The following is a 15583-nucleotide window of genomic DNA, read 5'->3' on the forward strand; positions in this document are numbered from 1 at the left end:
CCCCCGCGCTGACGGGGCCTAAACTGCCCGCCATCAGCCGGGAGCCGTCCGTCCATGTTCCTCCGCCCCGCCCTCCAGCGTCCCGCCCGCCCGCGCCTCGTCGCCGACGCCCCGACCACCTCCCGCCGAGGCTTCCTCGCGGCCTGTGCCTGCGCCTGCGCGCTCCCGGCCGTGCTCTCCTCGGGCGCTAACGCCCAGATGCCGCCACCCAGCAGCATTGCCCCGGCGCCCGCCCGGCCGCTCCACGCGGCACTCGATGAATCCGCCCGCGCCATCGAGGGACGGATGATCGCCTGGCGCCGCGACATCCATCAGAACCCGGAACTCGGCAATCAGGAGGTCCGCACCTCCGCGATGGTCGCCGCCCATCTCCGCACACTCGGCTACACGGTGCGGGACAAGGTCGCCGTCACCGGCCTCGTGGCCACGCTGAAGGGGGAGGGCGGCCCCGGCCCCACACTGGCGCTGCGCGCCGACATGGACGCCCTGCCGGTGCCGGAGGAGGTGGACCTCCCCTTCGCCTCCCGTGCCAAAACCATGTGGGGCGGCCAGGAGGTGGGCGTCATGCACGCCTGCGGCCACGACTGCCACACGGCCATCCTGATGGCGACCGCCGAGGTGATCGCCCGCCACCGCGCCGACCTCCGCGGCACCGTCGTCCTCATCTTCCAGCCTGCCGAGGAGAACCTGCCGGACGGCGAGATCGGCGGCGCCCGCCGCATGCTGGACGAGGGTGCCTTCAACGACCCGAAGCCCGATGCCGTCTTCGGCCTCCACGTGGTCAGCGGCCTGACAGCCGGCACGCTCGGCTACCGCCCCGGCCCTGCCGCCGCCAGCGCGGACGAGTTCACCATTACCGTCCATGGCCGCCAGACGCACGGCGCGCGCCCCTGGGGCGGCGTGGACCCTATCGTCATCGGCGCGCAGATCATCTCGGCGCTGCAGACGATCCAGAGCCGGCAGGTGGACAGCGGCGCCTCGCCCTCCGTACTCACGGTCGGCCAGTTCCACGGCGGCAACCGCAGCAACATCATCCCCGACCGCGCGATGATGAACGGCACCCTCCGTACCTACGACGAGGAGCGCCGCCAATTCATCATGCGCCGCGTGAAGGAGGTGTCGGAGAGCATCGCCCAGGGCATGGACGGCCGTGCGGAGGTCTCCTGGCTGCCCAACGGCTACCCGTCCATGGCGAACGATCCCACGCTGACGCAGCGCATGGCGCCGAGCCTCGCTCGGGTGGCGGGGGAGGGGGCGCTGCGCATGATGCCGCCCGGTCTCGCCGCCGAGGACTTCGCGTATTTCTCCAAGGCCGTGCCCGGCGTCTTCTTCAACGTCGGCGTCACCGCGCCGGGCCTCGACCCCCGGCAGGTGCCCACCAACCACTCGCCGCGCTTCCGCGTTGACGAGTCCGGCCTGCTGCCCGGGCTGCGCGCCATGCTGCACATGGTCGCCGACTACACCGGCAGCGGCGTCGCCTAGACCCTTCGGCAAGGCCCGGCTAAACGGCCGCACCGACAGGGGTTCAACCTGCTGAACGAGCCTCGGGCCACGGTGCCCGAGGCACGGTTTGTCCGGCGCGGGCCGAGACTGACCTCCCGCACCGAGGACGCATGGACGCTTACTCTATCTGGCCCTTCTTCGCCTGCATGGGCCTGTTGTTCGCCTTCGCCGCATCGCCGGCTCTTTCCATGGCCGATGCACCGCCCGGACAAGGTTCCAACCGCCTCGCGGCACTGGACGGCCTGCGGGCCTTCGCCGCGCTCGCCGTCGTGTTCCATCACGGGATCTACTATCGCACCTTCCTGACGGACAGGGAGTGGGGCGGGCCCGATGTGCCGGGCTTCTACACGCTGCTCGGCCATGCAGGCGTCGCGATCTTCTTCATGGTCACCGGCTACCTGTTCTGGTCACGCCTGCTCAGGGAGTCCGGAAAGCCGGCTTGGCTGCCGCTCTACCTCGGCCGCATCTTCCGGATCGTTCCACTGTATCTGCTGGCCGTAAGCGTGATGCTGGGCATTGTCCTCTTCGAGACGGGCGGCGGGCTCAACGTGCCGCTCGCGGTCCTCGTGAAGCAGGTCGCGCGCTGGTTCGCCTTCGATTTCCTGGGATCGCCGGATGTGAACGGCTATCCCAACACCTCGCTCCTGCTCGCCGGCGTGGTCTGGACCCTGCGCTACGAGTGGATCTTCTACCTTCTCCTCCCGCTGGCCGCCCTGGCCGCGCGAGACCGGCGCATGCACCTGCCCGCCATCTCCCTCGCCCTCGGGGTCTGCCTGGCATGGCTGGTGCTGAACCCCACGCACTGGCGGAAGATCGAGGTCGTCTGCCCCACCCTGTTCCTCGTGGGCATGGCCTGCGCGTCGCTCCACAGGCTCGACCTGAGGCCGCGACTTCCGGACCGGCTCGCCTCCTGCGCGGTGCTGCTTCTTCTTGCCATGACCTTCGCGGGCTTCTCCTCCGCCTACGACGTGGGCCCGATCATCCTGCTCGGCTTCGCCTTCTACCTGATCGCCTCCGGATGCACGGTCTTCGGCCTTCTCACCTCCAGGCCGGCCCGCCGCCTCGGCGACATCAGTTACAGCATCTACCTTCTCCAGGGTCTCGTCCTGGCGGCGGTGCTCCGGCCCGTGCCCATGCGGGCCATCGCGCTTGATTCCCCGCTCGGCTACTGGTCGCTGCTGCTGCTCTGCGCGCTCCTGCTGATCGCCGTCTCGACGGTGACCTACGCGCTGGTCGAGCGGCCCGGCATCGCCCTCGGCCGCCGCGTCGTCGCATCGCTGCCGAAACCCGCGGACGGGGAAGGCCGCGCGGCGCCCGCCGCGCGGTCCTGAACAGTCGAGGCCGCCCTGGCCTCCTAGTCCACCACGATCCTCGGCCCCGCCGTCCCCACGGGCGCGGAGGCCTTCTCCCAGACGCGGTCGGCGATCGCGCGATAGGCCGCGGCCTCGTGCGTGTCGGGCGCCGCCAGCACCACGGGCCTCCCGGCATCCGAAAGCTCCCGCACCGCGAGCGTCAGCGGCAGCTCGCCGAGGAACTCCACGCCGAGACGCACCGCCTCCGCGCGCGCCCCGCCATGGCCAAAGATCTCGCTCCGGTGGTTGCAATTGGGGCAGCAGAAATAGCTCATGTTCTCGACCAACCCGAGAACGGGCACGTTCACCTTCTCGAACATGCGGATGCCCCGCCGCGCATCGAGCAGCGCGACATCCTGCGGTGTGGAGACGATCACCGCGCCCCGCAGCGCCACTCGCTGCGACATGGTGAGCTGCGTGTCGCCCGTGCCCGGCGGCATGTCCACCACCATCACGTCCAGCGCGCCCCATTCCACCTGGGACATCATCTGCTCCAGCGCGCCCATGACCATCGGCCCGCGCCAGACCATCGGCGTCTCCTGGTCCACCAGGAAGCCGATCGACATCGCCTTCAGCCCCCAGCGCTCGATCGGGACGATCCGCCCCTCCGCCGTCCGCGGCTTTTCGGTCGTGCCGAGCATCTGCGGCAGGGAGGGGCCGTAGATGTCGGCATCCAGCAGCCCGACGCGCAGCCCCTTCTGAGCGAGCGCGACCGCCAGGTTCACCGCCGTCGTGGACTTGCCCACGCCACCCTTGCCGGAGGCGACGGCGATCACCGCCCCCACCTCCTGCAGCAGCATCGCCGCCCCGGGGCGCCCGCCATGCGCCTGCGGGGGGGCCTGGGCCGGGGCAGGGGAGGGGGGCGCCTCCCGATGCGCCGTCAGCACCGCACTGGCCGAGAGAACGCCGGGCACCGCCCGCAGCGCGGCCTCCACCGCGGCGCGCAGCGGCTCCATCGCCCGCGCCCGCTCGCGCGGCACGGCGATCTCCACCTGCACCATGCCGTCCCGCACCGCGACACCGCCGATCATGCCGGCCGAGACGATGTCGCGCCCCGTCCCCGGATCCCGCACCCGCCCCAGCGCTGCCCGAACCGCCGCCTCCAGACCGCTCACCATCGCTTGAAAACCCCCCATACCCGGCCAACATGGCGATGTGCCTGGAACAGCACCGAAAAAGGGGTGCCGGGCCGAGAATGCCATATGGGCGGCCCCGACTCCGCGCAAGCGGGCGGGGCCGCGCCTTTGACGAGAGGGAGTGCGACCGGCCCATGCCGTGGAACAACAGCGGCGGACCGAACCCGTGGGGATCTCCCGGCGGCGGTAACCGTCCGCAAGGCCCCTGGGGCGTCCCGCCTCCCGGTGGAGGCGGCGGCAGCGGCCGAGGTCCGGACCTCGACGATGCCATTCGCCAGGCGCAGGACGCGGTGCGCCGCTGGCTTCCCCGCGGGAGCGGCACCGGCATCGGGCGCGGCGGCGGCAGGGGCCTCGCGGTGCTCGCCGTCCTGGCCATCGGCGCCTGGGCGGCCTCGGGCTTCTACCGGGTGCAGCCGGACGAGCAGGGCGTGGTCATGCGCTTCGGCGCCTTCAATCGCACGACGCCGCCGGGCCTGAACTACCGCATCCCCTGGCCGGTGGAGAGCGTGACGACGCCGCGCGTCACCCGCATCAACCGCGTCGATGTCGGCTTCCGCAGCGCGGTCGATTCCGGCGCCATCGCCCAGCGCCCCACGCCCTCCCGCGACGTGCTCGAGGAGAGCATGATGCTGACCGGCGACGAGAACATCATCGACATCGACTTCGCCGTCTTCTGGCGCATCCGCGACGCCGGCGAGTACCTCTTCAACACGCGCAACCCCGACGTGACCGTGAAGTCCGCGGCCGAGAGCATGATGCGCGAGGTGATCGGCCGTACCCCGATCCAGCCCGCGCTGACCGAGGCCCGCGCGCAGATCGAAAGCCAGGTGCGCCAGGGCACCCAGGCGATCCTCGACCAGTACCGCGCCGGCGTGGAGATCACGCAGGTGCAGCTTCAGAAGGTCGATCCCCCTGGCGCCGTCATCGAGGCTTTCCGCGACGTCCAGCGCGCGAACGCCGACCGTGAGCGCGCGCGCAACGAGGCCGAATCCTACCGCAACGACATCATCCCCCGCGCCCGCGGTGAGGCCGCGCGGATGATCCAGGAGGCCCAGGGCCAGAAGGATAGCCAGATCGCCCGCGCCCGCGGCGAGGCGGCGCGCTTCATCTCCGTGCTCTCCTCCTACCAGGTCGCCCGCGAGGTCACGATGCGCCGCATCTACCTCGAGACGATGGAGGACATCCTCCGCCGCAACCCGAAGATCATCGTGGACAACCGGCTGCAGGGACTCGTGCCCCTGCTGAACCTCGACAACGGCCGCCCGGCCCAGCCTGCCGCCCGGCCCACGCCGCCCGCCGTCGCCGGCAGCGTGCCCAGCATGGCCCCGCCGCCGCGCGCGCCCCAGCCGGGAGCCAGCCGATGAACCGCCTGACCATCGCCGCGATCGCGGCGGCCGTCATCCTCGTCACCGCCGTCTCCTCGCTGTTCACGGTGCAGCAGACGCAGCAGGTGCTGATCACGCAGTTCGGCCAGCCCGTGCGCGTGATCCAAACGCCCGGCCTGCACATGAAGGTGCCCTTCATCCAGAGCGTGATCGCCCTCGACCGACGCCTGCTCGACTTTGAGGGACCGGGCGAGGAGCTGATCCTCGGCGACCAGCGCCGCCTGATCGTCGACAGCTTCACCCGCTACCGCATCGTCGACCCGCTGCTCTTCTTCCAGACCGCGGGCGTGGCCGAGAGCGGCATCCGCGGGCGCCTGGCCTCCATCGTCTCCTCGGCGCTGCGCCGCGTGCTCGGCAACGAGTCGCTGCTCTCCGTCCTCTCCGCCGAGCGGCTGCGCGTGATGAACGAGATCCGCGACCAGGTGAACGTGGAGGCCAAGCGCTTCGGGATCGAGGTGGCCGATGTCCGCATCCGCCGCGCCGACCTGCCGGAGGAGAACACCCAGGCCGTGCTCTCGCGCATGCAGTCCGAGCGCGAGCGTGTGGCGCGCGAGGCCCGCGCGGAGGGCGCCGAGCAGGCCACCCGCATCCGCGCGACCGCCGACCGCGATCGCACGGTGCTGCTGGCCGAGGGCGGCGCCAGCGCCGACATCCTCCGCGGCCAGGGCGAGCAGGAGGCGATCCGCATCTCCGCCGACGCCTTCCAGCGCGATCCGGAGTTCTTCGCCTTCTGGCGCGCCATGCAGGCCTATCGCGAGGCCTTCTCGGAAGGTGGCGAGTCCCGCATCCTCCTCGCGCCCGAGGGCGAGTTCTTCCGCTTCTTCCGCGACCTGCCCGAGACGGGTGCCGCGCCCGCGGCGGCACCGGCCGCGACGCCCTGAACCCGGACAGGCCCGCGCCCCAGGGCGCGGGCCATTCCCATGTTGAAAAGAGTTACTCCCACCGAGGCGTGATCGCGCCCATCCTCCTTTGGGGGTGAGAGGCCCTTTCCGGGCCGGGCGTTCGGGCCAAATCTCGCGGGAGTGACGACCTAACCCCCCGAAGGGAACGTGCCCGTGCGCTTCCGCCTGCCGATTTCGACCACGCTTGCGCTGATCGCGGCTCTTGCCGCCGCCCCCATGGGGCCCGCGCTCGCGCAGACCCCGATGCGGGACGCCCCCACTTCCTTCCGCCCGCTGGCGCAGCAGCTCCTGCCTGCGGTCGTCAGCGTGCAGGTGACCACCGCGCCCACCGCGCGCAACGCCACCCGCCCCGACGCGCCGGACGCGCCCCAGGCCCCGCCCGGCAGCCCCTTCGAGGAGTTCTTCCGCGACTTCCTCGAGCGCAACCGCCCGCCCGGTCAGGGTGGCCCTGGCCAGCGACCCGGCCAGCCCTCTCCGCAGCAGCGCCGCGGCACCTCGCTCGGCTCCGGCTTCATCATCGACGCCGCCGAGAAGCTCGTCGTCACCAACAACCACGTCGTCGAGGGCGGCACCGAGATCAACGTCGTCCTGAACGACAACACGACGCTGCCGGCCGAGCTCGTCGGCACCGACCCGCGCACGGATATCGCGGTACTGCGCGTCAAGACCGATCGCCAGCTCACCTCCGTCGATTTCGGCAATTCCGACGACGCTCAGGTCGGTGATTGGGTGCTCGCCATCGGCAATCCCTTCGGCCTCGCCTCCTCCGTCTCGGCGGGCATCATCTCGGCCCGCTCGCGCGACATCCGTCAGGGCCTCTACGACGACTTCATCCAGACCGACGCGGCCATCAACCGCGGCAACTCCGGCGGCCCGCTCTTCGACATGAGCGGCAAGGTCGTGGGCATCAACACCGCCATTTACTCGCCCTCCGGCGGCTCGATTGGCATCGGCTTCGCCATCCCGTCCAACCTCGCCCGCGGCATCGTGGCCCAGCTCCGCGACGGCGGGCGCGTGCGCCGCGGCTGGCTCGGGGTGAACATCCAGCAGGTGACGGACGAGATCGCCGACAGCCTCGGCCTCAAGGGCGGCAGCCGCGGCGCCCTCGTCGCCCGCGCTCAGGAGGACGGCCCGGCCGCCAAGGGCGGCATCCGCAACGGCGACGTCATCCTGCGCTTCAACAACCAGGACGTGCGCGAGATGCGCACCCTGCCGCGCATCGTGGCCGAGACGCGCGTCGGCACCGAGGCGCCCGTGGTCGTCTGGCGCGACGGCAAGGAGGAGACGGTCAACGTCACCATCGCCGAGCTGCCCGCCGACCAGGCCGAGGCCCAGGCCCGCGGCGCCTCCCCGGCCCAGCCGCGTAGCCAGGTGGTGGAGCTGCCCGGCCTCGGCCTGAAGGTCGGCCCGATCACGCCCGAGGCGCGCGAGCGCTTCAGCCTGCGCCCCGAGCAGCGCGGCGTGCTGATCACCGACGTGGACCAGGGCGGCAGTGCCGCCGAGCGCGACCTGCGCCCCGGCGACGTGATCGTCGAGGTGCAGCAGGAGCGTGTGAACACCCCGCAGGAGGTGCAGACCCGCATCGAGGCGCTCCGCCGCCAGAACCGCGCCACGGCCCTCCTGCTGATCGAGGGCGCGCAGGGCCAGCGCTTCGTGCCGCTCCGCCTGCGCGAGGAAGGGAACCAGCGGCGCAACTAAGCCGCCGCGAGAAGGGGCCGGGGGAGCGATCCCCCGGCCCTTTTTGATTCCTGCCTCGATGACTGCCCTTCCACAGGCCGTTGCGGAGCCTTCCACAAATCCGTCGCCGTCCTGTAAGATCATTGAAACAAAGGGCCGCTAGCTCCCGGCGGCACCCAAGGTCCAAGGAGGTCTCGTGCCCATGCGGCGACGCTCACTCGCGGTCAGCGCCCTCGCGCTCTCCGCCCTCGCCTCCAGCTGGATGCCCGCCCAGGCCCAGGCGCCGGCTGGCCAGCCTATCGAGATCCAGTTCTGGCACGGCCTCTCCCCGCCTGCCGGCCCGCAGCTTGAGGCGATCGCGGCCGATTTCAATGCCAGCCAGAACCGCTACAAGGTCGTCCCCTCCTTCCGCGGCAGCTATCCCGAGACGGTGGTGGCCGCCATCGCCGCCTTCCGCGCCGGCACCGCGCCCCATGTGGTGCAGATGTTCGAGGTCGGCACGGGCACGATGATGACCGCCGGTCGCGCCGTGAAGCCGCTTCACGAGATGCTGGCGGAAACCGGCGTCGCCATCGACACGCGCGACTTCATCGGCCCCGTCGCCGGCTACTACAGCACCGCCGACGGCCGCATGATGGCGCTGCCCTTCAACAGCAGCACCGCCATCGCCTGGTACAACAAGGACATGTTCCAGCGCGCCGGGCTGGACGTGAACACCTTCCCCCAGACCTGGGAGGGCGTGGAGCAGGCCGCGGTGAAGCTGAAGGCCGCAGGCATCGCCTGCCCCATGACCACCTCCTGGCCGAGCTGGGTGATGGTCGAGGAACTGCTGGCCATACACGACGTGCCCCTCGCCAGCCGCTCCAACGGCTTCGAGGGGCTGAACACCGAGCTGAACCTGACCAACCCGCTGATGGTCAAGCATCTCGAAAACCTCGTTCGCTGGCAGAGGGACGGCCTGTTCCGCTACGGCGGGCGCGATTCGACCGCCGACCCACTCTTCCCGGCCGGTGAATGCGCGATCACCTTCGGCTCCTCGGGCCTTCGCGGGCGGATCGAGCGTGAGGCGCGCTTCGGGTGGGGCGCGGCCATGCTGCCGTATTACGAGGGCACGACACCCCGGAACTCCATCATCGGCGGCGCCGCCCTCTGGTCGATGAACCGCGGCCCGACGACCACCCGCAGCACCGAGGAATGGCGCGGCGTGGCGGAGTTCTTCCGCTACGCGACCAGCCCTGCCGTGATGGCCAAGTGGCACCAGGACACCGGCTACGTCCCCGTGACCCGCGCCGCCTATGAGCTGAGCCGCAGCCAGAACTACTACGCCCGCAACCCCGGTGCCGACGTGCCGATCGAGCAGATGCTGCGCGGCGGTGAGCCCACGGCGAACAGCCGCGGCATCCGCCTCGGCGGCTTCATCGAGATTCGCAACATCATCCAGGAGGAGATGGAGCGGGCCTTCCAGGGCGGGCAGACCGCGCAGCAGTCGCTGACCAACATGAACACCCGCGGCAACGGGGTGCTCCGCAACTTCGAGCGTACCAACCGCAACAACTGAACGAGCGTGGGCGGGGAGCGATCCCCGCCCGCCTCACCCGAAGCGTCCCTCCCGCGCGGCCCGGTCCAGCGTCGCCGCCGCGCCCACCTCGTAGAGCGAGGCCAGCCACCGCCGCAGCGCCTCCGCGAAGCGCGCCTGCCCCGCGAGTTCGCCGAAGAGCGATCCGATGGAAAGCAGCGGCATCGGATCCGCCCCGCCCTCCTCCGCCTTCTCCCTCAGCAGCGCCGCCAGCGGGTGCCGGATCTCGATCGCGTCGCCCACGTCGTCCCGCCCGCGCAGGCGCCGCATCCAGGCGGCCAGCGCCAGGGCCAGCAACTCCACCTCGCCCCCGATCGCCAGGCTCGCCTCGATCGGCATTACCAGCAGGTTGATCGGCGCGTCCGTGTTGATGCGCTCCACCGTGTCCTCGATCGCGGGATTGGCGAAGCGCGCGATCAACGTGCGCTTGTAGGCCGGAAGATCCACGCCCTGCACGGGCGCCAGCGTCGGCCCGGTCTCGCGGTCCATCAGCGCGGCCATGTAGGCGCGCATCCGCGGATCGGCCATCACCTGGTGGACGAAGCGATGTCCCCTCAGCCGCCCCAGCGCCGCGATGGCCAGGTGGCTCCCGTTCAGCAGCCGCAGCTTCATCACCTCATAGGGCGCGACATCCGGCACGAACTGCGCGCCCACGGCCTCCCACTCCGGCCGCCCGGCGGCGAAGCGGTCCTCGATCACCCACTGCGTGAAGCTCTCCGCAAAAACCGGCCAGCGGTCGCGCAGGCCGTAGGTGGCCTCGAGATGCGCAATCCCGTCCGGCCGCGTCACCGGCGTGATCCGGTCCACCATCGTGTCGGGGAAGGCACCGTTCGCCTCGATCCAGTCCGCCAGCCGCACGTCCCGCATCCGCGCGAGCGAGAGCACGGCGCCGCGCAGCACGTCGCCGTTGTTCTGGATGTTGTCGCAGGTCATGGCCGTGAAGGCGCCCCGCCCCGCCGCCATACGCCGCCTATAGGCCTCCACGATCACGCCGATGGCGCTTCCAGGCCGCAGCGGAGCGGCCAGATCCGCGCGGATCATCGGATGCTCCGGGTCGAGCTCCCGCGTCGCCGGGTTCAGGCAGTAGCCGTTCTCGCTCACTGTCAGGCTGACGATGCGGATCGCCGGATCGTCGATCCGCGCCAGCAGCCCTTCCGTGCCTTCGCCCGCGAAAACCACGTCGGCGAGCGAGCCGATGACGGAGACGCTTTCCTCCACCCCGTCGCGCTCCACCAGCGTGTAGAGCCCGTCCTGGGGCGCCAGGCTTTCCCGCACGCGCCGATCGCCCGGCATCAGCCCCGCGCCGACAATCCCCCAACCCATCGCGCCGGGATCGCGCTCCATCAGCGCGTGGGTGTAGCGGGCCATGTGTGCGCGGTGGAAGGCGCCGAGCCCGAGATGAACGATCCCCGCCCGCACCCCCGCCGGGTCGTAGCCGGGGCGCTGCACGGGCGCGGCGATCCGCGGGAGGTTCGCGCGATTCAGTTCAATGGCCGTCATGTCATCCAGTCTCGCGCCCCCGTGAAGGAGGCGGCGCGGAATAGAGGCCGGTCGCGCCCGGCGAACAAGACCGCCGGGCGACCGGATCGCCGACCGTGCTCAGCCGGCCATCATTCCTCGTCCTCGCCCGTCAGGAAGTCGAAGTCGCAGCCCTGGTCGGCCTGCAGCACCGTGTCGTGGAACAGCTTCGCGTAGCCGCGCTTCGGGGCGGGGCGGGGCGGCACCACCTCCTGCGCGCGCTGCGCCAGCTCCGCCTCGTCCACCAGCAGGTTCAGCGTGCGCGCCTCCACGTCCAGCGCGATGCGGTCGCCCGTGCGCACCAGCGCCAGCGGCCCGCCCACCGCCGATTCCGGCGTCACGTGCAGCACGATGGTGCCGAAGGCCGTGCCCGACATGCGCGCGTCCGAGATCCGCACCATGTCCTTCACGCCAGCCTGCGCCAGCTTGCGGGGGATCGGCAGGTATCCTGCCTCCGGCATCCCCGGCGCGCCCTTCGGTCCCGCGTTGCGCAGCACCAGCACGTCCTCGGCCGTCACGTCCAGCGCGGGATCGTCCACGCGGTTCGTCATGTCCTCCACACTGTCGAACACCACCGCGCGTCCGGTGTGCTGCAGCAGCGAGGCCGTCGCCGCCGAGTGCTTGATCACGGCGCCGCCGGGGCAAAGATTGCCCCGCAGCACGGCCATCCCGCCGGTCGGCTTCAGCGGCGCGCTGCGCGGGCGGATCACCGTCTGCCCCGGCACCTCCTCCGCCATTTTGAGGTAATCGCCCAGCGTGCCGCCCAGCACCGTCGGCGCGTTGAGGTCGAGATGCGGCTCCAGCTCCCGCAGCAGCCGCGGCACGCCGCCCGCGTGGTGCAGGTGCTCCATGTAGTGGTCGCCCGAGGGCTTGAGGTCGATCAGCACCGGCACGCGCCGCCCGATCTCGTCGAACTCCTCGAGGTCCACGCGCAGCCCGACGCGCCCCGCGATCGCCGCCAAGTGCACCAGCCCGTTGGTGGAGCCGCCGATCGCCTGCAGCACCGTCATCGCGTTCCGCAGAGAGCCCGCCGTCAGCAGCGCCTTCGGCGCCGGCCCGCCGCGCTTCGCCATCTCCACCGCCACGCGCCCGCTCGCCTCGCCGCAGCGCAGCCGCTCGGCGTGCGGCGCGGGAATGGCGGCGCTGTAGGGAAGGGAGAGGCCCATCGCCTCGATCATGCAGGCCATGGTGCTCGCCGTGCCCATCACCATGCAGGTGCCGACGGAGGGCGCCAGCCGCCCGCTGATCACCTCGATCTCCGCCTCGTCGATGTTGCCCGCCCGGTGCTGCCCCCAGAGGCGCCGGCAGTCCGTGCAGGCCCCCAGCACCTCGCCCCGGTGGTGCCCCACCACCATCGGCCCCACCGGCACCACGACCGCTGGGATGCCGGCGCTCGCCGCGCCCATGATCTGCGCCGGCAGCGTCTTGTCGCAGCCGCCGATGAGGACCACCGCGTCCATCGGCTGGGCGCGGACCATTTCCTCCGTGTCCATCGCCATCAGGTTGCGAAGATACATCGAGGTCGGGTGCGCGAAGCTCTCGTGGATCGAGATCGTCGGGAAGGCCATCGGCAGCCCGCCCGAGAGCATCACGCCCCGCCGCACGGCCTCGATGAGCTGCGGCGCGTTGCCGTGGCAGGGATTGAAGTCGCTTGCCGTGTCGGTGATGCCGATGATCGGGCGGTCGAGCGCGTCATCGGAATAGCCGGCGGCCTTGATGAAGGCCTTGCGGAGAAACAGCGAGAACCCCGCATCCCCGTAGCTGGTCAGACCTTTCCGCAAGCCCTTGGACATTCGCCCCTCCCTCGCGCCCCACGCAGGAGGGGCAGGGCGCGAGAGTGCGCGGGGCGGCGCCCTTGTCAATCGCCCGCGGCGCGCCCGCTCAACCCCGCTCGTAGAGCAGCCGCGCCCGGACCGTGCCCGGCAGCGCCCGTAGCTCCTCCAGCACGACATTCGCGTCCGCCAGCCCCTCGGCGTCCACCACGACGTAGCCGATCTCGGAATCCGTCTGCAGGTACTGACCGGCGATGTTCGCGCCGCGCCGGGTGAAAACCTCGTTGATCGCGGCCAGCGTGCCCGGGTGGTTGCCGTGCACGTGCAGGAAGCGCGCGCCCCGCTGCCGCGCCGGCAGCACTGCCTCGGGGAAGTTCACCGCGCCCAGCGTCGCGCCCATGTCGGAGTAGTCGACCAGCTTGCGCCCCGTCTCCTCGCCGATGCGGGACTGCGCCTCGACCGTGCTGCCGCCGATATGCGGCGTCAGGATCACGTTGCGCAGGCCCTGGAGCGGCGAGTGGAAGGGGTCAGTGTTCTTCGCCGGCTCCTCGGGGAAGACATCCACGGCCGCCCCGCCCAGGTGCCCGCTCTCCATCGCCGCCTTCAGCGCATCGAGGTCCAGCACCCGCCCGCGGGCGTTGTTCAGCAGGATCGCGCCCGGCTTCATCAGCGCGATCTCGTCCGCGCCGATCATGTTCTGCGTCGCCACCGTCTCCGGCACGTGCAGCGTCACCACGTCCGCTCCCTCCAGCAGCGCGCGCAGCGAGGGTACCGAGAGCGCGTTGCCGTGCGGCAGCTTCGGGATGACATCGTAGTAGGTCACGCGCATCCCGAAGGCCTCGGCCAGCACCGAGACCTGGGCGCCGATATTGCCGTAGCCGACGATGCCCAGCGTCTTGCCGCGCACCTCCCGGCTATCGGCCGCCGACTTGTCCCAGACGCCTACATGCGCGCTGTTGGAGCGACCGGGAATGCCGCGCAGCAGCATCACGATCTCCCCCATCACCAGCTCGGCGACCGAGCGGGTGTTTGAGAAGGGTGCGTTGAACACGGGAATGCCCCGCTTGCGCGCGGCGGCCAGGTCCACCTGGTCCGTGCCGATGCAGAAGCAGCCGACCGCGATCAGCCGGTCCGCCTCCTCCAGCACCGCCTCCGTCACCCGCGTGCGGGAACGGATGCCCAGGAGGTGGACGCCCTTGATCGCCTCCTTCAGCGAGGCCTCGTCCAGCGCCTTCTTCTCGCGCCGGATATTCGTGTAGCCGGCCGCGTTCAGCGTCGCGACCGCGCTGTCGGAGATACCCTCCAGCAGCAGGATCCGGATCTTGTCCTTGGCCAGCGAGATCGGGCCAAGGGACGCATTGGGGGAGGGAAGGGCGTCGGGCATGGCTGGGATGGATGCCGCATCCGCCACCACCCGCGCAACCGCGCCGCGCGCGCGTCAGGCCTGCCCCGCCGTCGCGGCCGGCCCCTCACGCCCCTTTGTGCCGGTCAGTCCCCGGGCAGCGCCCCCTCAGCCCCGGCCGGCGCGCTCTGGCCGCGCCTCGCCCACCCTGGCCGGCCCCAGGTTGGCCCGCACCGCCGCCGTCATCTCCTCCGGTGTCGATCCCGGCCGGAACAGCGCGCGCAGCGACCCGTCCCGCCCCATGAGGTAGGTGAAGGCGGAATGATCCATCAGGTACTCCGTCGCTCCCGGTGGAGTGACCTTGCTGTAGTAGACCCGCCAGGCCCGCGCCGCCGCCGCCACCTGCTGCGGCGTGCCCGTCAGGCCGGTGATGGAGGGGTGAAACTGCTCCACGTACTCCTTCATCTTTGCCGGCGTGTCCCGCTCCGGGTCCACCGTGATGAAGACGGGCTTCACCTCGGCCGCCTGCGGCCCCAGCATGTCCATCGCCTGGGCGATCACCTGTAGTTCGGTGGGGCAGACATCCGGGCAGAAGGTGAAGCCGAACAGGATCAACGAGAGCTTCCCGCGCAGATCATCCTGCGTGACCGTCCGCCCGTTGCCGTCCACGAGCGTAAAGTTGCCGCCGATGCTCACCCCGCCCGGCAGCGCCACGCCGGTGGCAGGCGGCGGCGCGGTGCCCACGCCGACTATCCGCGCGAAGGCCGTCCCCAGCCCCTCCCCGGGGGCGCGCGCGAGGAAGGCCGCGCCCCAGAGCCCCCCGAGAACGGCCAGAAAAAGGAGGGCGGCGATGCGGATTGCGCGGGTCATGGCCCCCCATATAGCGCAGCCGACGCAACGGGGGATGGGGTAGGCACGTTTCCACCCCTGTCGCCCGCCTCCAGGAACGAGTCGCGGTCGAGGCGCAGGCCCGAAAGGATAAGCGAGACGATGCCCGCCCACCAGATCCCCGCCGCCGAGGCCCGCGCCCAAACCCGCGCGCTCGATAGCCTGGCCGAGATCGCGAACGACAACCTGCCCGAGCCCCTGCGGCACGAGGTGGCCGCCCGAGTCCTCCTCGCGGCGCGGCAGGTGAGCGGCCTCTTCGCCGGCGCTGTCCGGCCCCGTGGGGCCGACAGCCGTGCCGAGCAGGTAGTGGAATCGATCGCCGCCGGCTGGGATCCCCGTGCCGTGACTGCCCTCGAGTTCGTCGAGACCTTGCCGGTCCGCACCCTCGACGGCCTGCTGGGCCATGCCCCGCGCTGGGCCCGCGCCATGCGCGCCCTCATCGCCCCGCAGCCCGGCTCCGCCGCGGCCTGAAGCTGCCCTGACGGTCCACGGCGGAGCGCCACGCCTCGGCAGCGAACCCGCTTAACCGCAG

General features: G+C 71.2%; 12 protein-coding genes. 7 read left to right on the top strand and 5 right to left on the bottom strand.

Annotated features, from left to right (window positions below; all coding sequences use genetic code 11):
* Window positions 1-54 precede the first annotated feature (54 nt).
* Together BO39_RS00410 and BO39_RS00415 are read left to right on the top strand one after the other, a co-directional pair.
* On the top strand, window positions 55-1482 hold the full coding sequence (locus BO39_RS00410) for an amidohydrolase (protein WP_084697727.1): 1428 nt from the start codon (window positions 55-57) through the stop codon (window positions 1480-1482).
* 131 nt (window positions 1483-1613) lie between these two features.
* Window positions 1614-2834, top strand: coding sequence for an acyltransferase family protein (locus BO39_RS00415; RefSeq protein WP_043828973.1), 1221 nt, complete (start codon window positions 1614-1616; stop codon window positions 2832-2834).
* 23 nt (window positions 2835-2857) lie between these two features.
* On the opposite strand, the gene BO39_RS00420 is transcribed toward BO39_RS00415, so the two are convergent.
* Entirely contained in the window at window positions 2858-3973 is a 1116-nt protein-coding gene (locus BO39_RS00420) for an Mrp/NBP35 family ATP-binding protein (RefSeq protein WP_043829632.1), read from the bottom strand.
* Window positions 3974-4125: 152 nt separating this feature from the next.
* Between BO39_RS00420 and hflK the strand changes: the two genes are divergently transcribed.
* The 4 genes from hflK to ugpB all read left to right on the top strand — a co-directional run bounded on the left by hflK (window position 4126) and on the right by ugpB (window position 9513).
* Window positions 4126-5355: an FtsH protease activity modulator HflK gene (gene hflK / locus BO39_RS00425; RefSeq protein ID WP_043828975.1), complete on the top strand. Its 1230-nt coding sequence runs from the start codon at window positions 4126-4128 to the stop codon at window positions 5353-5355.
* Window positions 5352-6257 carry a protease modulator HflC gene (gene hflC / locus BO39_RS00430; protein ID WP_043828977.1) on the top strand — a complete coding sequence of 302 codons (906 nt, stop codon included), beginning with the start codon at window positions 5352-5354 and terminating at the stop codon, window positions 6255-6257. Before hflK ends, hflC begins: the two co-directional genes overlap by 4 nt.
* Before the next feature lie 237 nt (window positions 6258-6494).
* On the top strand, window positions 6495-7976 hold the full coding sequence (locus BO39_RS00435) for a Do family serine endopeptidase (RefSeq protein ID WP_084697787.1): 1482 nt from the start codon (window positions 6495-6497) through the stop codon (window positions 7974-7976).
* Between the two features lie 181 nt (window positions 7977-8157).
* Complete coding sequence (ugpB, locus tag BO39_RS00440) at window positions 8158-9513, top strand: sn-glycerol-3-phosphate ABC transporter substrate-binding protein UgpB (RefSeq protein ID WP_043828980.1); 1356 nt, start codon at window positions 8158-8160, stop codon at window positions 9511-9513.
* Between the two features lie 33 nt (window positions 9514-9546).
* Here ugpB and BO39_RS00445 read toward each other — a convergent pair whose 3' ends face one another.
* The 4 genes from BO39_RS00445 to BO39_RS00460 form a co-directional block, all read right to left on the bottom strand.
* Complete coding sequence (locus tag BO39_RS00445; protein WP_043828982.1) at window positions 9547-11031, bottom strand: mannitol dehydrogenase family protein; 1485 nt, start codon at window positions 11029-11031, stop codon at window positions 9547-9549.
* A gap of 110 nt (window positions 11032-11141) precedes the next feature.
* The gene (locus BO39_RS00450; protein ID WP_043828983.1) at window positions 11142-12842 is read right to left on the bottom strand and encodes an IlvD/Edd family dehydratase; all 1701 of its coding nucleotides are present in this window, start codon (window positions 12840-12842) and stop codon (window positions 11142-11144) included.
* A gap of 88 nt (window positions 12843-12930) precedes the next feature.
* Window positions 12931-14205 carry a phosphoglycerate dehydrogenase gene (gene serA / locus BO39_RS00455; RefSeq protein ID WP_052401246.1) on the bottom strand — a complete coding sequence of 425 codons (1275 nt, stop codon included), beginning with the start codon at window positions 14203-14205 and terminating at the stop codon, window positions 12931-12933.
* 126 nt (window positions 14206-14331) lie between these two features.
* The gene (locus BO39_RS00460; RefSeq protein WP_052401247.1) at window positions 14332-15033 is read right to left on the bottom strand and encodes an SCO family protein; all 702 of its coding nucleotides are present in this window, start codon (window positions 15031-15033) and stop codon (window positions 14332-14334) included.
* 120 nt (window positions 15034-15153) lie between these two features.
* On the opposite strand from BO39_RS00460, the gene BO39_RS00465 reads away from it, so the two are divergent.
* Entirely contained in the window at window positions 15154-15522 is a 369-nt protein-coding gene (locus tag BO39_RS00465) for a hypothetical protein (RefSeq protein ID WP_043828985.1), read from the top strand.
* Window positions 15523-15583: the final 61 nt, after the last annotated feature.

Source organism: Roseomonas aerilata DSM 19363 (genome assembly GCF_000711725.1).
Taxonomy (GTDB): Bacteria; Pseudomonadota; Alphaproteobacteria; order Acetobacterales; family Acetobacteraceae; genus Roseomonas; species Roseomonas aerilata.